At 67.7% G+C, this 23,600-nt stretch carries 21 protein-coding genes; 12 read left to right on the top strand and 9 right to left on the bottom strand.

Annotation, left to right across the window (positions count from 1 at the left end; translation table 11 throughout):
• Positions 1–14: 14 nt before the first annotated feature.
• Positions 15–509, bottom strand: coding sequence for a putative pterin-binding protein (locus AC2EAL_RS20625; protein WP_484726121.1), 495 nt, complete (start codon positions 507–509; stop codon positions 15–17).
• Positions 510–830: 321 nt separating this feature from the next.
• Between AC2EAL_RS20625 and AC2EAL_RS20620 the strand changes: the two genes are divergently transcribed.
• The 12 genes from AC2EAL_RS20620 (at position 831) to AC2EAL_RS20565 (ending at position 15,785) form a co-directional block, all read left to right on the top strand.
• Entirely contained in the window at positions 831–1,430 is a 600-nt protein-coding gene (locus AC2EAL_RS20620) for a response regulator transcription factor (protein ID WP_484726120.1), read from the top strand.
• 69 nt (positions 1,431–1,499) lie between these two features.
• A complete protein-coding gene (locus AC2EAL_RS20615; protein ID WP_484726119.1) occupies positions 1,500–4,598 on the top strand; it encodes a hypothetical protein in 3,099 nt (1,032 codons plus the stop codon).
• Entirely contained in the window at positions 4,582–5,643 is a 1,062-nt protein-coding gene (locus AC2EAL_RS20610; protein WP_484726118.1) for a hypothetical protein, read from the top strand. Before AC2EAL_RS20615 ends, AC2EAL_RS20610 begins: the two co-directional genes overlap by 17 nt.
• Positions 5,640–7,157: a glycoside hydrolase 5 family protein gene (locus AC2EAL_RS20605; RefSeq protein ID WP_484726117.1), complete on the top strand. Its 1,518-nt coding sequence runs from the start codon at positions 5,640–5,642 to the stop codon at positions 7,155–7,157. The genes AC2EAL_RS20610 and AC2EAL_RS20605 overlap by 4 nt, the downstream gene beginning before the upstream one ends.
• A 175-nt stretch (positions 7,158–7,332) precedes the next feature.
• Positions 7,333–8,562: a glycosyltransferase gene (locus AC2EAL_RS20600; RefSeq protein ID WP_484726116.1), complete on the top strand. Its 1,230-nt coding sequence runs from the start codon at positions 7,333–7,335 to the stop codon at positions 8,560–8,562.
• Positions 8,563–8,721: 159 nt separating this feature from the next.
• A complete protein-coding gene (locus AC2EAL_RS20595) occupies positions 8,722–9,609 on the top strand; it encodes a glycosyltransferase (protein ID WP_484726115.1) in 888 nt (295 codons plus the stop codon).
• A complete protein-coding gene (locus tag AC2EAL_RS20590; RefSeq protein ID WP_484726114.1) occupies positions 9,609–10,880 on the top strand; it encodes an MATE family efflux transporter in 1,272 nt (423 codons plus the stop codon). Before AC2EAL_RS20595 ends, AC2EAL_RS20590 begins: the two co-directional genes overlap by 1 nt.
• Positions 10,881–10,892: 12 nt before the next feature.
• Positions 10,893–12,317 carry a mannose-1-phosphate guanylyltransferase/mannose-6-phosphate isomerase gene (locus AC2EAL_RS20585; RefSeq protein ID WP_484726113.1) on the top strand — a complete coding sequence of 475 codons (1,425 nt, stop codon included), beginning with the start codon at positions 10,893–10,895 and terminating at the stop codon, positions 12,315–12,317.
• A 36-nt stretch (positions 12,318–12,353) separates the two neighbouring features.
• Complete coding sequence (locus AC2EAL_RS20580; RefSeq protein ID WP_484726112.1) at positions 12,354–13,721, top strand: phosphohexomutase domain-containing protein; 1,368 nt, start codon at positions 12,354–12,356, stop codon at positions 13,719–13,721.
• 117 nt (positions 13,722–13,838) lie between these two features.
• Positions 13,839–14,147: a hypothetical protein gene (locus AC2EAL_RS20575; RefSeq protein WP_484726111.1), complete on the top strand. Its 309-nt coding sequence runs from the start codon at positions 13,839–13,841 to the stop codon at positions 14,145–14,147.
• Positions 14,148–14,446: 299 nt separating this feature from the next.
• Positions 14,447–15,031 carry an RHS repeat-associated core domain-containing protein gene (locus AC2EAL_RS20570; RefSeq protein ID WP_484726110.1) on the top strand — a complete coding sequence of 195 codons (585 nt, stop codon included), beginning with the start codon at positions 14,447–14,449 and terminating at the stop codon, positions 15,029–15,031.
• A 355-nt stretch (positions 15,032–15,386) separates the two neighbouring features.
• Positions 15,387–15,785 carry a hypothetical protein gene (locus AC2EAL_RS20565; RefSeq protein ID WP_484726109.1) on the top strand — a complete coding sequence of 133 codons (399 nt, stop codon included), beginning with the start codon at positions 15,387–15,389 and terminating at the stop codon, positions 15,783–15,785.
• A 680-nt stretch (positions 15,786–16,465) separates the two neighbouring features.
• Here AC2EAL_RS20565 and AC2EAL_RS20560 read toward each other — a convergent pair.
• The 8 genes from AC2EAL_RS20560 to AC2EAL_RS20525 all read right to left on the bottom strand — a co-directional run bounded on the left by AC2EAL_RS20560 (position 16,466) and on the right by AC2EAL_RS20525 (position 23,529).
• Positions 16,466–18,442, bottom strand: a complete 1,977-nt coding sequence (locus tag AC2EAL_RS20560; protein WP_484726108.1) for an oxidoreductase — start codon at positions 18,440–18,442, stop codon at positions 16,466–16,468.
• A gap of 141 nt (positions 18,443–18,583) precedes the next feature.
• Positions 18,584–20,029, bottom strand: coding sequence for an aldehyde dehydrogenase family protein (locus AC2EAL_RS20555; RefSeq protein WP_484726107.1), 1,446 nt, complete (start codon positions 20,027–20,029; stop codon positions 18,584–18,586).
• A gap of 150 nt (positions 20,030–20,179) precedes the next feature.
• Positions 20,180–20,767, bottom strand: coding sequence for a GNAT family N-acetyltransferase (locus AC2EAL_RS20550; protein WP_484726106.1), 588 nt, complete (start codon positions 20,765–20,767; stop codon positions 20,180–20,182).
• On the bottom strand, positions 20,758–21,624 hold the full coding sequence (locus tag AC2EAL_RS20545) for a molybdopterin guanine dinucleotide synthesis (protein WP_484726105.1): 867 nt from the start codon (positions 21,622–21,624) through the stop codon (positions 20,758–20,760). The genes AC2EAL_RS20550 and AC2EAL_RS20545 overlap by 10 nt, the downstream gene beginning before the upstream one ends.
• Entirely contained in the window at positions 21,617–22,108 is a 492-nt protein-coding gene (mobB, locus tag AC2EAL_RS20540) for a molybdopterin-guanine dinucleotide biosynthesis protein B (protein ID WP_484726104.1), read from the bottom strand. Before mobB ends, AC2EAL_RS20545 begins: the two co-directional genes overlap by 8 nt.
• A complete protein-coding gene (gene mobA / locus AC2EAL_RS20535; RefSeq protein ID WP_484726103.1) occupies positions 22,105–22,695 on the bottom strand; it encodes a molybdenum cofactor guanylyltransferase MobA in 591 nt (196 codons plus the stop codon). Before mobA ends, mobB begins: the two co-directional genes overlap by 4 nt.
• A 57-nt stretch (positions 22,696–22,752) precedes the next feature.
• On the bottom strand, positions 22,753–23,376 hold the full coding sequence (locus tag AC2EAL_RS20530) for a hypothetical protein (RefSeq protein ID WP_484726102.1): 624 nt from the start codon (positions 23,374–23,376) through the stop codon (positions 22,753–22,755).
• A gap of 3 nt (positions 23,377–23,379) precedes the next feature.
• Complete coding sequence (locus AC2EAL_RS20525) at positions 23,380–23,529, bottom strand: aa3-type cytochrome c oxidase subunit IV (protein ID WP_484726101.1); 150 nt, start codon at positions 23,527–23,529, stop codon at positions 23,380–23,382.
• Positions 23,530–23,600 lie beyond the last annotated feature (71 nt).

The following is a 23,600-nucleotide window of genomic DNA, read 5'->3' as shown; positions in this document are numbered from 1 at the left end:
GGTCAAGCTGCCGGTCAGTTGGCGATCACGTCCAGTCTGACCAGTTGCCAGATGCTGCGCGAGAAGGTCACCTCGGTCTGGTACTCGGCCTTCAGGTCATAGGGATAGACCACCCACAGCGGGCCCTTCTCGCGGACGGACATCGGCTCGCCGTTCTGCAGGTAGGCCAGGATCGGGCCGCCTTCGACCGCGTCTGTGACCGGGATGTCGATGGCATAATCGTTGATCGCCGTCGCCTTCAGCATGCCCTCGGTGATCTGCAGTTCGTCCAGCAGGGCATGCAGCGGGACCCCGGTGAAGGTCTGCGCACCCTCGGTCCAGGGCGTCGTCGTCTCAAAGCTGACCTCGCCGATGGCCTTCAGCATCTCGGCGTCGAACACGGCCGTGTCATCCTGGTTCTTGACGGGGAAATCCCCGGTCACGGTCAACAGGATCTCGCCCGTCGGGGCTGCTAACCCGTCGGCGAGCAGCGGGCCGGAGGTTACCATCGCCACTGCAAAAGCGGCCATCGTCCGGTTCAGTAAAGCAAACATAAGCGACCTCATAAGGGCTGGATGCCGTTGGGATAAGTGCCATGATCCTAGGCGCACGTCATGCAAGCATAGGGATAGAATCCTACCCTTTCGTATATTTTTGCTTCTTCTTTTGCGCTGCGGGCCTCTTCGTCTGGCCGCGCGACGGCAGACCGGAACAGCCCTAGTTTCATTCGAGAGCGGACAAGCCGCAGCAGTACAGTTTCACCCGGTAGCCGGAACACAGCCATGCAGTTACAAGACGCCCCTCACCACCGCCAGTTGACCAGACCGGCCGGATTGACCACAGTTTCGACCATGCGTGTTCTGATTGCCGACGATCATGACCTGGTGCGTGAAGCCCTTGCCTCGTTCCTGAAAAGCGAGGGTGTGGTCGAGGTCGTTACCATGCCGACCTTACAAGAAGCCGTGCGCGCCGCCGATGAAACCGGCAGCTTCGATCTGGTCCTTCTGGACTACAACATGCCGGGGATGAACGGGCTGGAAGGCTTACACCAGATGCTCGCCGCCAACGACCGGCGGCCGGTGGCGATCCTGTCCGGCACCGCCTCGCGCGCCTTGGCCGAGCAGGCGATCAAGGAGGGAGCGGCGGGCTTTGTCCCCAAGACCATGTCCTCGCGCTCGATGGTCAGCGCCGTCCGCTTCATGGCCGCGGGCGAGGTCTATGCGCCCTACAGTTTCATGCAGCAGGCCGAGACGGGCGGCGGTACCCTCAGCCAGCGTGAGACCGACGTCCTGCGTGGCCTCTGCGAAGGCAAGTCCAACAAGGAAATCGCCCGCGATCTGGACCTGCAGGAAGTCACCATCAAGCTGCATGTGAAGACGCTCAGCCGCAAGCTGAACGCCCGGAACCGGACCCACGCCGCGATGATCGCGCGTGAGATGAACCTGATCTGACAGGGTAGGGCGGGTCGTTACGACCGGGGTCGGGCAAACGCCGCGACCTGGGCGCCCGTCTGTTCCGGCATGACCGTCGACCCCGCCACAGGTTCCAGCGAAGACAGCGCCGGCTTGCGCCTGCTTCTGATCGCGCTTGCGGCCACCGCGCTGTTTCATGGCGGGCTGTTGCCCTTCACCCACGGCAACACCTACGACGCGTTCATCCACATGTTCTTTGCCGACCACTACCACCGCAGCTGGTTCGACCCGTGGGAGCCGCGCTGGTACACCGGCTTTGCCGTGACCTCCTATCCGCCCGGCACGCATATGGCCATCGCGGGGCTGATGACTTTCCTGCCCCTGCGCGCGGCCTTTGTCCTGGTGCAGCTGGGCGGGCTTCTGCTGCTGGTCACCGGGGTCTACCGGTTTGCGCTCCTCTGGGTGCCGCCGCGTGCTGCAGGGTATGCCGCGCTTGCGGCGGTCCTCGCCTCGTCGATCTCGGAGACCGTGCATCTGTTCGGACAATTGCCGACCATCTGCTCGCTGGGCATCTTCCTGAACGGTCTGCCGCATGTCTACCGCTGGATCGTCCACGGCGGCTGGCAAAGCTGCGCTGCCGCGACGGTCTTTGCGGCCGCAACCACCGCCGCGCATCATGTGACGACGATCTTCGGCGGTGTCCTCTTCATCCTGCCGCTTGGCCTCCACGCGCTGAAGGCGGTGGCCGAGCTCAAGCCCGCCGCCCGGCGCCCCCGCCTTTATGTCCTTGCACGCTTCCTCCCCGCCCTCCTGCGCGGAGCCGTCCTGGCCGTCCTGATGCTTGGCGCCATCGTCTTGACCGTCTTTCCCTACTGGTACTGGTCCGTCACCGACCCGATCACCCAGGTCCCGATCCCGCACGGCAGCCGGGAAAGCTTTCTGGAACGGCTCGACCTCGGGCTGGTGTTCTTCGCCATTCCCTGGGGCGTGGCGATCCTGTTCCTGCCCTATGCGCTCTACAAGTCTGCCACCACCTGCCTCTGGCCGCTGGGGCTGTCGCTTTTTCTCTGTGTCCTTCTCGGGACCGGTGGGACCACGCCCTTGCCGCGCCTGCTTCTGGGTGGGGCCTTCGACATCCTGACCCTCGACCGCTTCACCTTCTGGGCGACGATCCTGATCCTGCCCTTCCTCGGGCTGATGTTCGACGGCCTCCTCCACGGCCGCTCGCGCGAGGTCATCACCCGCTCCGTCGGCATCGGCGCGCATCGGCTGCTGATGGGCGGCATCTTCCTGGCCATGGTCGGCCTGGCCGTCCTGCCCGCCGTCCTGCCCCGGATCCAGCCGACCCAGCCGGACTTCGTCGATCCCGCCCCCGTCGCGCGCTTCATGGCCGAGGACGAACACAACCGCTGGCGCTACCTGACGCTCGGGCTGGGCGACCAGTTCGCCTATCTCTCCGCCCAGACCGACGCGCTGTCGGTGGACGGCAACTACCACTCCGCCCGCCGCCTGCCCGACCTCACCCGCTTTTCGGTCGAGCGGCTGGAGAATGCCAAATACCTCGGCGTGCCGGGCCTGGGGTCGCTGCGGCAGTTCCTGGTGAACGCCGAACGCTACAATCTTAAGTACATTTTCAGCAACGACGCCTTCTACGATCCCCTCCTGCACTTCGCCGGCTGGACTCGGCTCAACCGGCTGGGCAACGGGCTGGTGGTCTGGGAAAAGCCCGACATTCCGCCCCTACCGCTGGTCCTGCCGCGCCGGGACATCCCGGCCCTGCACGTGCTGATGTGGGGCCTCCTGCCACCCCTCGCGCTGGTCGCCGCGGGCCTTTTGTTCCTGTCCACCGCCCTCAGCCGCACCTTTGGCGCCCGGGCAGAAGGGTTCCGCCCGGTCACCCGGTCCGAGGCCCGCTTTACCAACCCCCAAGCCGTCCGGCGGATCGTGGCCGGGGGCGCGCTGGTGACACTGGTGGCCGCACTGGCCCTCGCCTGGTCCCTGACACAGCGCCTGACCCGCCCCGCCGCGCCGCAGGCGGTGATCGAGGCCTATTTCGACGACCTCGACTTCCGCCGCCACGAGGCCGCCTTCGCCCGGCTTGACCCGGAAACCCGGGGCCGGTTCGAAGATGTCCAGTTCGCCTGGCGCTGGACCGGCGGCCTGGTCGCCTCGTTCGGCAAACTGTCCGGCGTCACCATCACCCCCTTGCGGCAGACCGGGACCATCGCCGACTTTGCCGTCACACTCGACTGGCTCACCGCGCTTGACCTGCGCCAGCAACACCTGACGGTCCGCACCGTTCGCCGCGACGGGGCCTGGTATCTTGCGCCGACAGTCCTCCGCCCGGTTCAGACCCCGCTTTTGCTGCAGCGGCAGGAAACCCTCGACCTCAACGTCGTCGGCCGCCGCCAACCCCGGCCCGAGACCGACCTCCACCGCGACCGGCTGGACCGCCCGCGCATCGCCGTGTCGGGCGCGCGCCTGGTCCGGCACGGCACCCGCCATGCGCTGATCGGCCAGGTGACCAACGCCGACGCCGACCCCGCGCATGTAACACTCGGCGCCACGCTCTACGGCCCGACCTCGCCGCTGGCACAGGATGTCGCCGGACTGGTCAACGCCCACCGCCTTCTGCCGGCCGAGACCGCCGGTTTCCGCATCGACTTCGAAGGTGTGCTGTCCCTGCAAGACGCGCTGGCCACCGGCGAATATGACCCGACCCTGTTCGTCCCCCCCGAATTCAGTCAGCCGCCCGCCACCGCCACCCTGGCCGCCCGCGCGCTGGTCACCGGGCGCGACCTCTATCGTGGCGTGGCGCTAAACGCTGTGCGCAGCCAGGTCCAGGACGGAGCACTTGTCCTGACCGGGCTTGCCGTCAACACCGGGACCGAAACCGCCAGCATCACCGGGCTGAACCTTCTCCTCTATGGCCCCGACGGCCAGCCGCTCTGGGCCGACACCGGTTTTGTCGACACCAACATCTACCCCGGCCAAAGCGCCCCGTTCCGCCTGGTCCTGCCGCTCGCCCAGGACATCACCCCCATTACCGACCTGTCCGGCACCGCGATCACCACCAACGGACGCCACCAGGAACCGGATCTGACGCTTCCCGGCGCACAGGACGGCGCGATCCCGCTTGACCCCGCCAGCGGCTACAGCCGCCTGCGCCTCCTCGTGACCAGCATGACCCATGACCCGCTCTTCTGACCGCGCCGCCGTCCTGGCCCTCGCCCTCCTCTCCGCCCCTGCGCTGGCCGACCCGCTGGTCTCGGACGCCTTCGGCCTGTTCGATCCCGCCACCACCCAGCCCGAGCGGCTGGACTGGGCCGGATGGACCAGCCGGGCCGGGCTGGTGCCGCCGCAAGCGCCCGAGTCCGTCATCATCTTCGCCGGACCGAAAAGCCTGGTGGCCGGCAAGGACCCCGGTCACGTCGTGGGCATCGCGCTTGACCGGCATGGCAACCTGGTGGCCGATGGCAGCCCCGCCCGGGTGACCGTCGCCGGCAAGGTCACCACGACCCGCACCCGGGGCGGCATCGCCGACCTGTTGATCCCGCCCCAGACCCGCGCCGATACCCTGTTCGTGGGGGTCGAGGTCGGACAGCGGCAAAGCCCGAAAGCCATGCTGGGCATCACCGCCGACATCGCCTCGCTGCGGCCCGTGCTGGACGGGCCCGTGCCGCCTGCCGGGCTGGACACCGAACTTGTGCTCACCTCGGCGCCCCTCGCAGACCGCTTCGGCAACCCGGCTCCCGACGGCACCGGCCTCACCGCGATCCTGACGCATGCCGACGGCAGCCACAGCCTCGCACAAGGCCTTGTCCTGCAGGACCGCGCCACCGCCCGCCTCATCACCGGCGACATTCCCGGCCGGGCCATGGCGACGCTGACCCTCGGCCAGCAGCACTCGGCCCAGCTGCCGCTCCTCGTTGACCAACCCCGCGCCACCGCGCGACCCAAGGTCGACCTCACCGCCCTCGCCGCCATCGACGCCATTCGGCTGCGGCTTGGCCCATTCCTGACCGCGGACGGCTACGCCCTGTCGGACGGCGCACAGGTCAGCGTCACGGCAGACCTCCGCCAAGGCGAGACCTACACCGAAACCGCCTGGGTCATCGATGGCACGGTCGAGCTTCTCCTCCCCTTCGGCACCGCAACCGATGTCCAGCGCATCACCGTTTCCTCTCCGATCGGCCCCCTGGACCTGACCGAGGACTGGCGCACCGCCACCGCACCCGGGGGAGGCCCATGACCCGCCTCCTTCCGCGCAGCCTGGCCGTCGCGGGCTTCCTTGCCACCGTTGCCATTGTCCTCTGGACGGCGGCGCTGTCCTTCCTTGCGGCGCAGGACCGGACCCGCACCTACCGCTACCTGGCCGAGGCGCTGACCCCGGTCGAACCCCCCGCGCTGGCCGTCGCCTGGCTGCCACCGACCCGCCCGCTGGTCCGTAGCGTGACGCCGCAGGATCTGGCGACCGTCGGCGCCGCCCTGACCCAGGCCTGGCGCGCCTTTGCCGCTGCGTCCGACACCGGGCAGACCGCGCTTCTTGCCGATCACTTCTCGGCAGTGGCCCTCACCCGCGCCACCCTTGCCGCCACCGACGCCGCCCGGACCGGCACCCGCATGGTCATCCTGGACCAGACCGCAAGGCCAGAGTTCCTGCACCTCGACGGCTCGGTCCTGCAGCTGTCGTCCCAGGCCACGACGGTCCGCTTCGCCCTGCAGGACGGCGCGCTGACCTGGTTCCAGCTGGTGCAGGACGACGTCCTCACCACGCTCACCAACGAAACCACCGGCTGGCGCATCTTCAGCCATGAACGCAAGGGCAGCCAGGCCCTGACGCCCGAGGCCCGTGCCCCCCAGACGCTCCCGCTGCTGCAGGGCTTCAACTACTACCCCGCCGCCACCCCCTGGCGCCGCTTCTGGCCCGAGTTCGACGCGAAGGTCATCGCCGCCGACCTTGACCGGGTCACCAGCCTGAACGGCAATGCGCTCCGCATCTTCCTCCCGGTGGCCGACTTCGGCCCCGACCCGACCGGCCAGCGCAACCTTTTGAACCTGCAGACCTTCCTCGACCTCGCCCAGGCCCGCGACATCGCCGTCATCCCCACGCTCTTCGACCTGAAACCCGGCTACCGCCCCGCGCTCTGGGCCGACGATGTCGCCTATCTGCGCCGGGTCCTGCCGGTGCTGGCCGCATCACCCGCCGTGGTGCTGGTCGACCTCAAGAACGAACCCGACCTCGACCGCGCCGCGCACGGGGCCGGGCTGGTCGATGCCTGGCTGACCACCATGGCCCTAATGACCAACAGCATCGCGCCGCGCCTGCCCCTGACCATCGGCTGGTCCACGGCCGAGGCCGCGACCGACCTCCTCGACCGGGTCGACGCCGTGTCCTACCACGATTACGCGACGCCCGAGGGAACCGCCGACCGCCTGGCCATGGCGCGCGGCAAGGCCCAGGGCAAACCGGTCCTGGTGACCGAAATCGGCGCCAGCTCTTACACGCTTGCCCTGGGCTTCCCGGGAACCGAGACGACGCAAGCCACCGCCCTGCAGGATCGCCTGTCGCAGCTTGCCTCGGCGGATGGAGTGCTGGTCTGGACGCTTTACGACCTGGCTAACCCCGATGCCGCCGCTGTGGGCGCCTCGCCCTGGGTGCTGCGGCTGCAGTCGCGCTTTGGCGTCCTTGATGCCCAAGGCAACCTCAAGCCCGCAGGCCTTGCTGTCCGAAAGGCCTTTGCCGCCGCGCAAGGCAGTCCCTGACCTATCCCGATCCGCGCAATTCTATCCGTTTGGACAGCGGACAGGCGTGCCTCCCGGGCGCATAAGTTGGGCGGGACCGAAGCAGTGACCGAAGGGCTTGGCTGGGGATTCAAGCCCCGCCCTGGGCAGGGCACGGCGCAGCTTCGGGACCACATCCCCAACCGCAAGGAACCCCATGTCCGCCCCCACCACTCCCCGCCGCATCGCCCTCGTCTCGGCCTTTCCGCCTGGCCGCCTGACGCTCAACGAATACGGCCTGCACCTCGCCCAGGCCTTCGCCGCCCGCCCCGACGTGGCCGAAGTCATCGTCCTCGCCGACCGTCTGGCCGCCCCGACCGCCGAGCTTGACCTCGGCCCCAAGGTCCGCGTCCGCCGCGTCTGGTCGTTCAACTCGGCCCTCTCCGCCGTCCGGATCACTGCCGCGCTCAAGGCCGAACGGGCCGATGCCGCGATCTTCAACCTGCAGATGGCCAGCTTCGGCGACCGCGAGCTGCCCGCCGCCCTTGGCCTCTGCGCCCCCCTCCTGGCCCGCCTTTGCCGGGTTCCCTCCGGCGTCATCGCCCACAACCTGATCAGCGGCGTCGACCTGGAGCAGACCCAGCTGAAGGGCCAGCCCTGGCGGCAGCGGATCGTCCGCCTGGGCGGGGCGGTCATCACCCGCGCGCTGCTGGCCGCGAACTACCTGACCGTGACACTTGACAGCTACCGCCAGGACCTCGCCCGCCGCTACCCCGGCGCGCCGGTCCTTCTTGTTCCACACGGCACCTTCGACACCACCGCCCGCAGCCTGACCTCCGCCCGCGACCGCCCGCTTCGGATCGTCACCATGGGCAAGTTCGGCACCTACAAACGGCTTGAGACGCTGATCGCCGCCTTTCGCACCTTGCGTGCCCGGCCCGGCCTTGCGGGGCTCCAGCTGGTGATCGGCGGCACCGACCATCCCAACACGCCGGGCTACCTCGCCTCGGTCGCCGCCACCTGCCGCGACCAGCCCGCCATCCGCTTCCACGGCTATGTCGCCGAGGCCGACATCCCCGACTTCTTCGGCACCGCCCGGGTCAGCGTCTTCGACTACAGCGCCACGACCGGCAGCTCCGGCGTCCTGCACCAGACCGCCTGCTACGGCGCCGTCCCGGTCTTTCCGCGCATCGGCGACTTCGTCGACGTCTGCCGGGACGAGGGGCTGGACGGCGCGAACTACGCCCCCGGCGATGCTACCGGCATGGCCCAGGCGATTGCCGACCTCCTGGCCGATCCCGACCGCGCCGATGCCCTGGCCGCCGCCAACCGTGCCGCGGCCATCGGCATGCCGATCTCGGACGTGGTCGAGGTGCACATGCGCCAGCTTGCCGCCCTCTGGCCGCATCCCGCCGCCGCGCCCGGGGACCCTGTGCCCCAGGTCTGAACCGCTATCCCAAAGCAGTAGGCGGGGTCCCGAAAGGGGCCCCGTCCGTCATTTCGGGGCAGGGGGACTATCCGGCATAAATCCCTGTTTATCCATAGGCTTGCAAGACCACCACGCGGTTCCGTGGCACCTTCCCATCATCCAAGGAAGGAACCCGCAATGTCCGCTGCCACCCCGATCCAGATCCACCGCTCCAACGTCGTCGCGCTGTTTGCCGAACCCGGCCGGGTGCCCGACCAGGCCATCATCGTCGTCCCCTGCTACAACGAAGCGAACCGGTTAGACCTGCAAGCCTTCAGCGCCTTCCTGACCGGCACCCCCGGCGTGCGGCTGGTCTTCGTCAACGATGGCAGCCGCGATGCGACCCTGTCGGTCCTGGAAACCCTCCATGCCGTCCACCCCGACCGGGTCGAGGTCTTATCCCTCAGCCGCAACGCCGGAAAGGCCGAGGCGGTGCGCCAGGGCCTGAGCTACGCCGCGGCCAGCGACATCCCCTTCGTCGGCTACTGGGACGCCGACCTTGCCACCCCGCTTGCGGCGATCGAGGATTTCCTGCGCATCGCCCAACGCTATCCCGAAACCGAAGTCGTCTACGGTGCCCGCCTGCAGCTCCTGGGCCACCGCGTCGCGCGGACCCTGTCGCGCCGCCTCATCTCGCGCCTCTGCGCCCGTCTCGCCCGTATCGCCGTGGGCCTGCCCATCGGTGACACACAATGCGGCGCCAAGCTGCTGCGCAACGGCCCGCGCCTGCGTCAGGCCCTCGCGCAGCCCTTCTCGGCCGGCTGGCTGTTCGATGTCGAGCTGTTCAGCCGCCTCTCACGCACCTCCGCCTCTCCCGCCCATGCCTTCTACGAATTCCCCCTGCCGGAATGGACCGAGGTCCCCGGCTCCAAGGTCACCGGCCGCGCCATCCGCCGGGCGGGTCTTGCCATGCTGCGCCTGATCGCCGAACGCCGCCTTGGCCTGCCCGCCCGCCCGGCCTCCGGCGATCAACCCGCGCTCAGCGTGCTCAACGGCCTTGTCTCCGCTGTCGGGCAAGCCGCCTGATGTCCGCACCCGCCCTGCCAAGCCGGGAGATTGCCGCGCGGCTTGCCGGGCCGGTGGTGGCGATCTTCGTCTCGGCCAACCTGGTCAACCTCGGCAACCTCGGCTTCAACGTGATGTTCAGCCGCTGGATGGGGCCGGTTCTCTTCGGCCAACTGGCCACGCTCCTGACCCTGTTCCTTGCGGTGATGGGGGTCCTCGGCGCGCTGCAGCTTGCTGTCAGCCAACGCATCGCCGCCCGGCCCGACCAGGCGCTTGCCCTGCAGGCCGCCCTGGCCCGGCTGGCGCGGCGCGGGCTGGTCCTGGGGCTGGCCGTCCTTCCGGCCCTGATCGCCGCCACCCTGGCGCTTGATCTTGGCCAAAGGCTTGGCCTCGGGAACCCGCTCCTCTTGCCGCTCCTCCTCCTCTGCCTGCCCTTCGCCCTGCCGCTCGCGCTTGGCCGAGGGATCGTCACCGGACACCTCGCCGCCCGCCCGGTCATCCTGTCGGCCCAGATCGAGATGTGGGTCCGCCTGATCGGCGCGGCGCTGGCCTGGCACCTGGGCCTCGGGCTGGCCGGGGTCACCGCCGCCATCGCCCTCTCGGTCCTTGCCGGATGGCTGCCACTGCGCCCGGCCTTCGGGCGGGACCATCACGGCACGCCAGCCGCCGTCACGCCCCTGGTCCTGGCCGCCGTGCCCTTCGCCCTGATGCAGGCCGGTCAGGTCGTGCTGATGGACGGCGACGTGCTGATCGCCCAACTGCGGCTAGGCGCGGAAGCCTCCGGCCATGTCGCGGCGCTTGGCCTTGTCCAGCGCATCCAGTTCTTCGCCTGCTTCAGCCTTGCCGCCGTGCTCGTACCCGCCGTGGCCGCACAGGCCGCCGCCGGTCGCAGCCCCCTGGGCGCCGCTCTGCCGGTCTTCGCACTGTTCGCCGCCGTCACCACCCTGCTCACCAGCCTCGCCTGCACGGCCCCCGATACGCTCATCACGCTTCTCGTCGGCCCGGCCTTCCTGCCCGCCGCACCGCACCTGCCGCTGATCTCGCTTTCTGCCGCCGCCTTCACCCTCAGCTACCTTCTGGCCACCTACCTCGCGGCGCTTGGCGACCGGTCCGGCATCTGGGCCATCGCCCTTGCCTGCCCGCTGCAGATCGCCACCCTCACGCTTCTGGCCAATGACCTGACCGCGCTCGTCACGCTCAAGCTCCTCTGCCAGCTGGCCCTTTCCGCCCTGCTTCTGGCCCTCGCCCTCCGGCGCAGCCTGGTACCCGACCTCCACCCCACCCCCGCATAAGGAACCCGCCCCATGTCCCTCCCCAAGGTCCACCCCGTCATCCTCTGCGGCGGCTCTGGCAAACGCCTCTGGCCCGCCTCGCGCAAAAGCATGCCGAAACAGTTCGCCCGCTTCGGCGGCGACACCAGCCTCCTGCAGCAGACCATCCGCCGGTTGGAGGACATCAGCTCCGCCCCGCCGGTCCTGATGACCGCCAACGACTACCGCTTCGTCGTCGCCGAACAGGCGGCCGAGCTTGGCGTCCAGGGCCACCGCCTGGTCGTCGAACCCGAACCGCGCAACACCGGCCCCGCCGTCTGCGCCGCGGTCGAGCTGATCCACGCCCAGGACCACGACGCCCTCGTCCTCATCTGCCCCGCCGACCACGTCATCGCCGATGTCATGACCTTCGCCCGCGCCGTCGCCGCCGCCATTCCCGTCGCGGCAAGGGGAGAGATCGTGACCTTCGGCATTCGCCCCGACCGCGCCGAGACCGGCTTTGGCTACATCGAACTGGCCAGCGAAACCGCCGTCGACGGCGTCCCGCATCCCTTCCGCCGCTTCGTCGAAAAGCCCGATGCCGCAACTGCCGCCGCCATGCTCGCCAGCGGCACCCATGTCTGGAACTCCGGCATCTTCCTCGCCTCGGCCAAGACCCTGATGTCCGCCTTCGGCCGCCACGCCCCCCAGCTGCGCGCCGCCGTCCGCCGCTCGATCCGCGAGGCGAAGACCGACCTCGACTTCCTCCGCCTCGGGCCCTGCTACGCCGAAGCCGCCGACCTCTCCATCGACCACGCCGTGATGGAGCGCGAGACCGGCAGCGTCGTCCCGATCTCCGTCGGGTGGAGCGACATGGGCAGCTGGCGCGCCGTGTGGGAGGCGTCCCAGCGTGACGCCGCCGGGGTCGTAACCTCTGGCACCGCGCTCGCCCTTCACTGCCACGACAGCCTCCTCAGCGCCCGTGACGAGGGGATCCAGGTCGTCGGCATCGGCCTGCGCAACATCGCCGCCATCGCCACCCGCGACGCCGTGCTGATCGCCGATCTCGACAGCAGCCAGTCGGTGGCCGACGCGGTCAAGGAACTCCGGCTCCGCAAGGCCCCGCAGGCCGAAGCCTTCCGCAAGGAATACCGGCCCTGGGGGCATTACGAGACGCTGGCGCTTGGCAGCCGCTACCAGGTGAAATCCATCGTGGTCAAACCGGGGGGTGAGCTTTCGCTGCAAAGCCACATGCACCGTTCCGAACACTGGGTCGTCGTCGAAGGCACCGCGCTTGTCACCCTCGGCAGCACCGTCTCGACCCTGGCGGAAAACCAGTCGATCTACATCCAGCTGGGCGAGGTCCACCGCCTGGCGAACCCCGGCAAGGTCGAGCTCCGCCTGATCGAGGTGCAGACCGGCGCCTACCTCGGCGAAGACGACATCATCCGCTACCAGGACATCTACGCCCGCGCCTGACCGCAGCCCTGCCCACCCCCCATCCGGACCAGCCCCATGACCCGTATCCCCTGTTTTAAGGCCTATGACATCCGCGGCAAGGTCGGCTCTGACCTGACCCCGGACTTCGCCACCCGCCTCGGCAAGGCGGTCGCCGCCGCCTTCGCCCCCGCCGCCGTCGTCATCGGCCGCGACGTCCGCGAAAGCTCGCCCCGCCTCGCCGCCGCGCTCGCCGAAGGCCTCTGCGCCACGGGTGTCGATGTTCTCGACCTCGGCCTCTGCGGCACCGAAGAGGTCTACTTCGCCACCGCCCACCTGCGGGCCGGGTTCGGCCTCATGGTCACCGCCTCGCACAACCCGGTCGAATACAACGGCTTCAAGCTGATCGGCCCGGGCGCGCGGCCCCTGACCGAAGCCGAGTTCCGCCTGATCGAGGCCTATGTCTCCCTGCCCGCCGATCCCCAGCCCGCCTGCCGGGGCCGCATCACCCCCACCGACACCCGCGCCGCCTATGTCGACCGGGTCCTCTCCTTCATCGACCCCGCCCGGCTGGCCCGGTTCCGCCTGGTCGCCAATGCCGGCAACGGCGCGGCCGGTCCGACCTTCGACGCCATCGCCCGGGCCCTGGCCGACCGCGGCGCGCAGCTCGACATCACCCGGGTCCATCACCAGCCCGACGGCAGCTTTCCGAACGGCGTGCCGAACCCGCTTCTGCCGGAAAACCACGCCGCGACCGGCGCTGTCGTCCGCTCCACCGGCGCCGACCTCGGGGTCGCCTGGGACGGCGATTTCGACCGCTGCTTCCTCTTCGACGAAACCGGCGCTGCCGTGCCCGGGGAATATGTCGTGGGGCTCCTCGCCCGCTCCGTCCTCGAAACCGAGCCAGGCGGCATCGTGGTCTACGATCCCCGCGTGGTCTGGAACACGCGCCGCATCGTGGCCGAACACGGCGGCCTGCCGATCCCCGCGCCGGTCGGCCATGTCTTCATGAAGGACCGCATGCGCCGCACCAACGCCTGGTACGGCGGCGAGATGTCGGCCCACCACTACTTCCGCGACTTCATGTACTGCGACAGCGGGATGATCCCATTTCTCCTGATCCTCGCGCTGCTCTCCCGCACCGGCCGCAGCCTGGGTGCCGAGGTCGCCGAGATGCGCCAGCGCCACCCCTCGTCCGGCGAGATCAACTTCCGCGTCGCCGATCCCGCGCGGACCATGACCGCCATCCGCGCCCGTTATGCCGCCCGGGCCGTCACGGTGGATGAGCTCGATGGCCTCAGCCTCGAATTCCCCGACTGGCGCTTCAACCTGCGCCGCTCGAACACCGAGCCGCTCCTGCGGCTGAATATCGAGACTCGCGCCTCACCCGCCCTCCTCCGCCGCCGCGAGACCGAGCTCTCCGGACTGATCCGCCGCTACGGGTGACATCGCCACTTCCGGAAAATCCATCTCATGCTAGGTTGAAAGCTTAACGCCGGACCAAGCGCCCGGCGTGCTTGCGTCTGGTGTCAGACCTAACCCCGGCCCGAAGCAGCCCGATTGATGATAATGACTGAAAGACCCGAAGAAATCAGCGAAGAAGAGCTCCGTGAAATTCTTCAACGGGCTGAAGCAGCTCGTAAAGGCCCGTGGAAGTCAATTGTGGAACGTCGAGACGATAACGTCGGTGGCGGCGACTTCATAATGATAGGCCCCGAAAACCATCGGGAAACAGATTTGGAGCTGACAGGTGCGACAGTGGCTGACCAAGATTTTATTGCGGCAGCTAGGCAGGATGTTCCCAAACTGGTTGCCGCCGTGTTCGCTCTGAAAAAGAGGATTGCCGACCTCGAAGGGGCCAGCAAGTTGTAAAGGCGCTTGGTTCGCGCACCATATGGCAAGCGGAACGGTGCCAACTCACGCAATATCTGTGAGCCCCGCCCAATCCACAACACCAGCCGTCCACGATCAAGCCATTGATCCGCCAGCCTTTATCGAAACTGTCACTGCGGACGCTTCCGACCTGAGGCCGCAAAAGCCTCCCTCGCGTCCCCTCCCTCCGCCCCCTCCCAACGCCTCCTCCGGTCCCCCTCCCCTCCACACTCGTTTCGCATCGCCGCCGAGGACACCCAGCCCACCGCCCCCCTGATCCGCGAATATGTCTGGAACGGGTGGGAGCCGGTCGCGGTCATCGAAGGCGGCGTCATCTCCTTTGTCCGCGCAGACCACATCGGCCGCCCGGTCTGCGCCACCAACGCCAGCGGAGTCAAAACCTGGACCGCCACCCCGGCTCTCGCAAGCATGCTCGGGCGTTCGGCGCTGACGTCCTTCCACTGGAAGGCCGTCCGGGCGCGCCTCACCCCTTCGGCGGAGTGCATGTGTCAACCGGCACCCTGCCCTCCGCCCACTTCCCCGGCCAGTGGTTCCAGTCCGAGAGCGACCTCCACCAGAACTGGATGCGCGACTACGACCCGACGACGGGGAGATACCTCCAGCCCGACCCGCTGGGGCTGATCGATGACGCCTCGGTCTACGGCTACGTCCGCCAGTCGCCTATGATGCTAACTGACCCGACCGGAGAGTGCCACTGGTGCGCCGTCGCTGCCGCAGCTGCGATAGGTGCTGGAATTTCGCTTTTGCTTGAACTTTGGGAACACGACGGGCGATGGGAATGCGTCAACTGGGCCAACGTCGGCATCGGCGGCGCGCTCGTGCGTTCAGCGGTGGTTGGGGATCCGCTTGGTGGAAGGGCTTGACCGGAGCACGTGGCTTGACGAGCATGCCCTGGCGGGACGCGTCTCGAGCTTACAAGGCGGCCATGGGGGTTAGTTCGTCAAATATTAGTCACCATGCAATTATCGCCGCACTGATGAACCATCCTGCTGGCTGGCGAAATGCTTGGTGGAATCTGCGGCCGGTAACACCTTCTATCCACAATGCACTTCACGGACAATTCGGTGCCGCAAGAATGGGAGCGTTCAATCGTTGGCGCCATGGAACTCCTTACTGGCTGCTGGGGGCCGAGGCATCAATGTACCCGGGTGCAATTGCGGAAATAATCGATCGTGAGGATTCATGCTTCTGCGAGAGCTGAGCCTTCCACTAGCTGTAATGCATGCTGATTTTCTTGGAACCGTGAAGACTTGGGCAGACATGTTTGATCATGTGTCTCTGGAGAGTATCGAACAAGGATACTTCCTGGGAGTAAGAGTGTTCGATACCTCCGGCAATGAATACGCCGCAGCCTCGGTCGAGGTGTTGCCGAGGCGCTGGCTGGGTGCTGTCTTGTCTCGAGGCCTTCGGATCGATATGGACCTGAGAAGTGTCGCCAAACACTCTGCTAATGATTTGATAAATCGCTTTGCTGGTCATCTTAAGAAAAACCCGTCTTGGTGGATCAACAGTGAGAGCGTTTGGAGCGCTGAAGACATTGCAAATGGCTTTGGTCGAGGGCACAGCTGCAAAGATGTCATTGAGCGACTGGACTGGTTTGCTCGCGAAGTAACTTGAAGTCTCGCTATAGTAACGCGCCGCTGCAACTGTGATGTGGGCGAGTTGCAGACTTAACACCACCCTGACGTCCTCGACCAAGCTATTGATCCGGCGTCCTTTATCAGAACGGTCCACCATGGACACGTCCCACCTGGGGCCGCAAAAGCCTCCCTCGCGTCCTCTCCCTCCGCCCCCGAGTCGCAGCGCCGCCGAGCACACCCAGCCCACCACCCTCCTGATCCGCGACCACCTCCGGCCCGCCCGGACCCCGGTCGCAGTGATCGAAGGCGGCGTCATCTACTTCGTGGCCTCCCACACCGCCCACCCCGTCTTCGCGACCAACGCCGCCGGGGTGAAGGTCTGGTCCGCCACCCGGCCCTCGCAGGCGTGCTCGGGCGTTCGGGGGGAAAACAGTCCACTGGACTGTTTTCTTGTCCCCCTCACCCCTTCGGCGGAGTGCATGTGTCGACCGGCACCCTCCCCCCCAACCGATTCCCCGGCCAGTGGTTCCAGTCCGGAGAGCCGGATCAGTGAGCGCTCCAGTGGAGCGATCACCCGGCGATCGCCTCCACCAGACCTGGATGCGCGACTACGACCCGACGACGGGGACGCCGAACATGCCTAACACCACCCTAACGCCCACACCCAACCCCTTGATTTCCCTCACCCCAGAAACCCCGCCCAGCGTGGACACGCCGTCAAATCCCCATCCCCACCTTCCGCCCCTCATGAAACGCATAGGCCGCGAGCCGGGGGGCCGCGCAGTCGCCCACCCGGTGCAGCACCTTCCCCTCGATCACCTCTGGCAGCACATCGAAGGCCCGGTTCGTCGTCGCCATCACCAGCCCCGAGGCCGGGATCACCTCCTCCTCCCCGGTCAGGAACGACCGCACCGTCACCCCGTTGCCGTGCCAGCGGACCAGCCGATGCTCCGCCAGCATCCGCACCCCCAAGGCCCCCAACCGCCGCCGCACCACCCCATCCGCCGCCGTCCGGGACAGCTCCTTCCCGACAAAGGGCTCCGGCGTCACGATGGTCACCCGCTTCCCCTGCTCCGCCAAGGCCCAGGCCGTCCCCACCCCTCGCCAGTTCGACCCCTCGTCATAGACCACCACCGCGTCCCCCAGCCGAGCCTCGCGCCGCAGGACTGCCTCGGGGGACCAAACGCCCCCCGCCTCGATCCCCGGCAGGGACGGCTCCTGCGGCACCCAGCGCTGGAACCCGCTCTCGTCCGGCAAGGACCCCGTTGCCACCACCACGACCTGCGCGGGATGCCCCGCCACCTCCTCCGCCTCAAGGAACGTGTTCAACCGCAGCCGCACCCCCAGCTTGTCAAACTGCCGCTCGTACCAGTCCATCAGCTCCAGGATCTGCCCCCGCCTGGGTTGCATCCCGGCCAGCCGGAACTGCCCGCCCACCACCGGCAGAGCCTCGACGATCTCCACCCGGTGCCCCCGCTCGGCCGCCACCCGCGCCGCCTCCAGCCCCGCGGGCCCCGCGCCCACTACCAGCACGTCCTTCGGCACCGCTGCAGGCGAAAACCGATCCCCGCCCCACTCGAACTCCCGCCCCGCCGAGGGATTGATCAGGCAGGAAATCCAGTAGTCCCGCGACCGCCGCCCCCAGCACATCTGGTTGCACGAGATGCACCCCCGCACATCCTCCGGCCGCCCCTCCGCCACCTTCCGCGCCAGATGCGGGTCGGCGATCTGGCCGCGCACGATGCTGACCAGGTCCGCCAGCCCCGAAGCAATGATCGCCTCGCCATTCTCCGGCGTCCGCACCCCTGCCTCGGAGGTCACGACCGCATGCTTCAGCTCCCGCTTCAGGACCTGCGTCAGGGGCGTCGTCAGCTTCTCGCCATGGGTAAACGGAGGGATGATCGACTCGAACTCCAGATACGACCCGGCCCCCACCGTCACGTAGTCCACATGGCCCGTCCGGTCATGAAGCGCCAGGATCTCGGTCAGCGCCTCGGCCCCCAGCGTCACCTCGTAAGCCTCGGAATAACTGACCGCGAGGCCCACCACGAAGTCCTCCCCACAGGCCCGCCGCACCCGCTCGATCAGCTCGCGCGAGAACCTTGTCCGCCCCTCCAAGGACCCACCCCACTGGTCCGACCGCTGGTTCGACCAGGGCGTCCAGAACTGGTCCAGGAGGGAATGGTAAGCCGCCCAGACCTCCACCCCCTGGAACCCCGCTGCTTTGGCCCTGACCGCCGCCGCGACATGGGCCGCCATCAGCTCCTCGACCTCTGCCCCCGTCATCGCATGGGACCCATCCGAGTCATGGTACGACGGCCCCCCGGAGGGCGACCAATGCGGCGCGAAGCTCAGGTCGGAATCGCCATGCGCGCCGATGTGGTACAGTTGCTGGATGATGACCGCGCCTGCCTCCTTCACCTCGTCGGTGATCTTGCGGAAGGCGGGGATCACCGCGTCATCGGAATGCAGGAAGTTGCCCCGGGTCAGCACCCCGGTCCGGTGCACCGGCACGGGTTCTGCCACGACCATCGCCGCCCCGCCCAGGGCCCGCTCCAGCAGGTACTTGCCGAAGCGCGGCCCGGGCATCCCCTGATCCGACATGTTCGCCGTGTGGGCACCGAAAACGATGCGGTTGCGCAAGGTATGGTTGCGCAGTTTCAGGGGGGACATCAGGCGGGGATGCTGGGTCATGGCGGCCTCCATTCGCCGCAATGTCAGCCAATCTCGACACTTGTGTCAAGTTTCACGCGCCGGTGCGGCCGGGACCAATTTTCTTCGAAGAAAATTGCAAATTCCTTCGAAGGAATTTGGTCCCAGCCCGACCGTTCCGCTCTATTCCGCCGCGACATCCCAGCCCGAGATCGCCTTGACCTCCAGGAACTCCTCGATCCCCCAGACGCCACCCTCGCGCGCCCGACCGGACGCCTTGACGCCCCCAAACGGCGCTCCAGCCCCGCGAGACTTCCCGTTCATCTCCACCATCCCCGCCCGCAGCTGCCGCGCCAGCCGGTTCCGCCGCGCGCCGTCCTGCGACTGGACGTAGTTCGTCAGCCCGTAGGGCGTGTCGTTGGCGATCCGCACGGCTTCCTCTTCGCTGTCGAAGGGGATCATGCACATCACCGGCCCGAAGATCTCTTCCCGCTCGATCGTCATGCCGGGCTTCACATCGGCAAAGATCGTGGGCCGCACGTAGTAGCCCTTGTTCATCCCCTCCGGCAGGCCCAGCCCCCCGGCCACCAGCCGCGCGCCCTCGTCGATGCCTTTCTGGATGTAGCCCTGGATCTGGTCCCACTGCCGCTTGTTCACCACCGGCCCGATATGCTTGCCCGGCTGGCTGGCGGGGCCGACCTTGATCCCGTTCGCCACCTCGGCGGCAATCTCCACCGCCCGGTCATAGAACCCACGCTCCACCAGCATCCGGCTCGGCGCGTTGCAGCTTTGACCCGAGTTGTTCATCATGTGCCGCACGCCTCGTTCCACCGCGCGGGCATCGGCATCGGCGAAGACCAGGTTCGCACCCTTGCCGCCCAGTTCCAGCGTGACCCGCTTCAGGGTCTCCGCCGCCGCCTTGGAAATCGCCCGCCCGGCCCGAGTGCTGCCGGTAAAGCTGATCATCTCGACATCCGGGTGGCTGGAGAGCCGCGTGCCAACCCCCGCGCCATCCCCGTTCACCAGGTTGAACACGCCCGGCGGCACGCCTGCGTCATGGCAGAATTCTGCGAAAAGCATGCTGGACAGCGGCGACTCTTCCGACGGCTTCAGCACACAAGTGCAACCGGCCAAGAGCGCCGGGATCACCTTCAGCGTCACCTGGTTCATCGGCCAGTTCCAGGGCGTGATCAGGCCCACGACCCCGATGGGTTCCAGCGCGATCATCGTGTCCGGCGCATGCGGACCCAGTGGGCGCACCCATTCCATGTGATCGAAGGCCTTGAGGAAGTTCTTCAGATGCCAGGGCAGGCATTCCGCCTGGTCATTGCGGCTCATGTCGATGGGCGCGCCCATCTCGATGCTGATCGCCTGCGCCATCTCTTCCTTGCGCTTGTTGTACTGCTCCAGGATCCCTTCGACCAACCGCCGCCGCTCCGCCGGGGGCGTGGCCGCCCAGGCCGGGAAGGCCGCCTTCGCCGCTGCGACGGCCCGGTCGGTATCGGCCTCGGACCCCAGAGAGATCACCGCGCAGACGTCTTCGGTCGACGGGTCGATCACGTTGCAGTCCTTCGCCTCCATTGGGGCGACCCATTTCCCGTCGATGTAGAACTCGCGCTTGGTGATCATGGCTCGCCTCCGGAGGGATGAAATTTGATCATATTCTGACAGGTGCGGGCCGGGGCCACAAGGGCAGGGGGCAAAGCTTGCCAAATCCCTAACGCCCGCGACTAACCGATTGATTTTCAACCAACCGCAAATCTGTCCACCGTGGACAGGTCACTCCAGGGACCGCACCATGGTGGTCGAGGACGCGAATCCGAAGAGGAACCGCAGCACCCCCAATTCCTCGGTCCGCACCGCCCGGAACCCCTGCCTCTCATACAGGGCGCGCGCCCGGAAGTTGTCCTGGATGACGTCCAGCCGGACCGCCCCATACCCCCGCTCCGCCGCCTCCTGATAGAGCGCGGCGAGGAGCCGCGACCCCACCCCCTGGCCCCGGTAGGCCTTCGAAACGCAGATCCCGTCGATCAGGAACCGGTCGTTGTCGACCTCCCGCCCCAGCGCCCAGAGGATACCTCCCCGCCACCGCCCGCCAAGCCGCCCGTAGACCTCGGTCAGGTCTCCCCAGGACCCGCCCGCGAAACTGCCGCCCGGGGTCTTGTAGCCGGCGAGCCCGATCAGCTCCCCCCCGTCCCCCACGGCCGAGAAACAGAGGTCCCCCCGGATCACCCGTTCGAAGAACCGCAACGCCCGCTCGTCCGGACCCAGAACCCGCCCCAGCTTCCCCCCGAACGCCTCCCAATACAGCCGCGCCGCCTGGGGGCGGAGCTGGTCGTGCAGACCGCGGAAGATGGTCACGCCCATGCCAGCGCCTCGGCGAGGAAGGCGGCGTGGTGGGCGCCGAGGATCCAGCCTTCCTCGGCGGCCTCGGGCGGGGCGTCGAAGAGGGGGGCCAGCCGGTCGGCCTTGGCCAGCCGGTAGAGGGCCCGCGACAGCAGCCGCACTTGCGCCTGGTCGGCGGTCAGGCCTGCCCCGTTCGCCAGGATCGCCACCGGCCCGGCGAGGAGCGAGGGGTAGACCTCAGCCAGCACAACTGGCGCATCGGGGGCCGCGAAGGGCCAGACGGCGACCTCGGGCAGCTGCGACAGTCGGTGGATCATCGGCAGGCCGAGCAGGCTCTGCGAGCCGACGGAACCCGGGTTGAACAGCATCCAGGGCGACTTTGCGCGTGGGACGGCGGCCTCGGCCGCGCGGGTTTCCGACAGCCCAAGCGCGACGTAGTCGATCCCGGCGCGGCGGGAGGGAAGGCCGGGCCAGGACTGCCCCGTCGGGTGGCTCCAGAACGGGCCGGAGCCTTCGGGGAAAGCGGCGTTGATCCGGGTTGCCACCTCAAATCGGTTGTTGCGGTTGTCGATGTCGGTGATCGCCTCGGCCAACCAGCGCCAGACGGCATCGGCTCGGGCCTCTCCGGTCAGCCGAGCGGCGAAGCCCGCAGGGTAGCCCATCGCGAAGTCGAAGCCGATGAGGCAACGCTGACCTGACGAGCGGGCAGTGTCGATCAAGTTGACCAGCTGCGCCTCGGCGGCGGCGCGGGTGCGGTGATGCCATTCCGCCCCGCCCTCGGCGTCGTGGCAGCCGATCCAGACGGCGTTCGCCCGGTTGGTGGGGCTGGTGGGCAGGTTGGCCGCCGACCAGTCGACCACGATCACCCGGTCAAACAAGCCCCACCTCGCGCAGGATGAAGTCGGCCACGGCCTTCGTGTCGTTCAGGTCCAGGACCGGGACCGGCAGGTTCAGCGACGCATCCGTCGCCACCGCCCGCACCAGGGGATCGCCCGGCTGGATCAGCGACTGGCCCGTCTCCTCGCGCCAGACCTCTACCTTCGGGTGGGCGTCGCGCTTGTAGCCCTCGACCAGGATCAGGTCGACCGGGGCCATCCGCGCAAGCACCGCCGGAAGCTCCGGCTCCGGACCCCGATGCTCCACCATGATCGCCAGCCGGTCGGCCGATGCGAGCACCACCTCTCGCGCCCCCGCTTGCCGGTGGCGGTACGTATCCTTGCCCGGCTGGTCGAGGTCCACGTCGTGGTGGACGTGCTTGACGGTCGACACCGAAAATCCCCGCCCGGTGATTTCGGCCACCAGCCGTTCCATCAGGCTGGTCTTGCCGGAGTTCTTCCAGCCGATGACCCCATAGACCCTCATGCCGCACCCTTCAGCAGCGCCTCGGCGGCGGCGAGGTCCTCAGGAGTGTTCAGGTTCACGAAAGCGCGGGGGTCGGGGAAGATGGCACGGGCCGCCCCATGCGCTTCGGTGAAGCGGGTGACCTTGGCCTCTCCAGCCGCAAGGAACTCTGACAGGGCAGGGGCCAGAGCAACGGGCCACAGCGCGGTGGCCGGGTGGTCGCCAGTGGCATCTGCGGCGAAGGCCAGCCCTTCGGACGATCCCTCGGCGGCCAGCAGCAACTGCGGCACCAGATCGCCCGGCAGGAACGGCGTATCGACCGGGGTTGAAACCAGATGCGTCGCCCCCATTCCGGCAGCCGCAGTCAGCGCGGCAAGAACCCCGGACAATGGCCCCTGCGGTGCGGCATCCGCCACCACTTGGCAGCCAAGCCCCGCGAACCGGGACGCATCGCCATTGGCCGAGATCAGCACACGTTCTACCTGCGGCTCCAGCCGATCAAGGACATGGGCGATCAGCGGGCGACCGGCCAAGGCGACAAAAGCCTTGTCGACGCCCCCCATCCGCCGGCCCTCACCGCCCGCCAGGATCACCCCGATGATGCGCAAATCAGATGCCTTTCCCGCAGCACGCGAACCCTACCGCATCGCGGGTCGGGTTCAACCCTACTCCAGCGGAGTGCCGTCGTGCTGGACCAGAAGGATGCCGTGGTTGTTGTCGTCATCGTCATCGGTGATGACGCGCGTGGTCACGCCCGGCAGCTTGCCAAAGGCCCGGGACAACTGCCTGGGATAGAACGTCTGCGGCAGGCTTTCGAACCCGGGCACCCCGCGCAGGACCCCCGAGGTCGCCTTGGTGCACATCGCCTTCGGCACCGCGCCATAGGCCTTGACCCGCGCCATCACCAGCTCGGCCACCTCGGGCGAGACATAGATCTTCTGTTCGATCGTGTCGTAGGTCTTGCGGGTGTGGTAGTCGATGTAGAAGGCCAGGGCCTTGTCGTTCATCCCGAAATGGACGTCGTTCCGTTCCGGCAGCTTCGGGTGATACCATGTGCCCGCCGGATCGAAGATCACCCGTTCAGAGGCATTGACCAGAATCGCCGAATGCGCGCCAGACCCGGTGCGCTTGTTCACCACGGTGTAAAGCGTGATCGACGGTGGCTCTTCCGAGACAAAGCGGACCGCATCCACCTGCTCTTGCGGCGCCCATTTCGGCTCGGCCCCGCAAGCGGCAAGGCCGATCAGCGCGATCAGGCAGAGGATCAGACGCATCGCCGGGATGGCCATGGGTCAGGCGTTGACCAGGCCCATGAAGATCAGGACCGCGATCACGATGACGACCACCCAGACCGTCATCCGGATGAAGCCCTCGAAGGTCTTTTCCTGCGTGCGGATGTCCATCGAGCCGTGAACGTGTTCACCGTGGTTCTGATCGGCCATGTTCGGGTTCCCTTGTTCTGATCTTTGCGCACAGCCCATAGCCGATTCACCCGGCCCTGTCACGGGGTAGA

The organism is Tabrizicola sp. T74, from assembly GCF_057219935.1.
Note: the sequence above shows the minus strand (reverse complement) of the source record. Positions and strands in the feature narration are given on the sequence as shown.

Coding starts and splice junctions, on each gene's coding strand:
- AC2EAL_RS20625 (WP_484726121.1), bottom strand. CDS start 509: ATGGCCGCTTTTGCAGTGGCGATGGTAACCTCCGGCCCGCTGCTCGCC.
- AC2EAL_RS20620 (WP_484726120.1), top strand. CDS start 831: ATGCGTGTTCTGATTGCCGACGATCATGACCTGGTGCGTGAAGCCCTT.
- AC2EAL_RS20615 (WP_484726119.1), top strand. CDS start 1,500: ATGACCGTCGACCCCGCCACAGGTTCCAGCGAAGACAGCGCCGGCTTG.
- AC2EAL_RS20610 (WP_484726118.1), top strand. CDS start 4,582: ATGACCCGCTCTTCTGACCGCGCCGCCGTCCTGGCCCTCGCCCTCCTC.
- AC2EAL_RS20605 (WP_484726117.1), top strand. CDS start 5,640: ATGACCCGCCTCCTTCCGCGCAGCCTGGCCGTCGCGGGCTTCCTTGCC.
- AC2EAL_RS20600 (WP_484726116.1), top strand. CDS start 7,333: ATGTCCGCCCCCACCACTCCCCGCCGCATCGCCCTCGTCTCGGCCTTT.
- AC2EAL_RS20595 (WP_484726115.1), top strand. CDS start 8,722: ATGTCCGCTGCCACCCCGATCCAGATCCACCGCTCCAACGTCGTCGCG.
- AC2EAL_RS20590 (WP_484726114.1), top strand. CDS start 9,609: ATGTCCGCACCCGCCCTGCCAAGCCGGGAGATTGCCGCGCGGCTTGCC.
- AC2EAL_RS20585 (WP_484726113.1), top strand. CDS start 10,893: ATGTCCCTCCCCAAGGTCCACCCCGTCATCCTCTGCGGCGGCTCTGGC.
- AC2EAL_RS20580 (WP_484726112.1), top strand. CDS start 12,354: ATGACCCGTATCCCCTGTTTTAAGGCCTATGACATCCGCGGCAAGGTC.
- AC2EAL_RS20575 (WP_484726111.1), top strand. CDS start 13,839: ATGATAATGACTGAAAGACCCGAAGAAATCAGCGAAGAAGAGCTCCGT.
- AC2EAL_RS20565 (WP_484726109.1), top strand. CDS start 15,387: ATGCATGCTGATTTTCTTGGAACCGTGAAGACTTGGGCAGACATGTTT.
- AC2EAL_RS20560 (WP_484726108.1), bottom strand. CDS start 18,442: ATGACCCAGCATCCCCGCCTGATGTCCCCCCTGAAACTGCGCAACCAT.
- AC2EAL_RS20555 (WP_484726107.1), bottom strand. CDS start 20,029: ATGATCACCAAGCGCGAGTTCTACATCGACGGGAAATGGGTCGCCCCA.
- AC2EAL_RS20550 (WP_484726106.1), bottom strand. CDS start 20,767: ATGGGCGTGACCATCTTCCGCGGTCTGCACGACCAGCTCCGCCCCCAG.
- mobB (WP_484726104.1), bottom strand. CDS start 22,108: ATGAGGGTCTATGGGGTCATCGGCTGGAAGAACTCCGGCAAGACCAGC.
- AC2EAL_RS20530 (WP_484726102.1), bottom strand. CDS start 23,376: ATGGCCATCCCGGCGATGCGTCTGATCCTCTGCCTGATCGCGCTGATC.
- AC2EAL_RS20525 (WP_484726101.1), bottom strand. CDS start 23,529: ATGGCCGATCAGAACCACGGTGAACACGTTCACGGCTCGATGGACATC.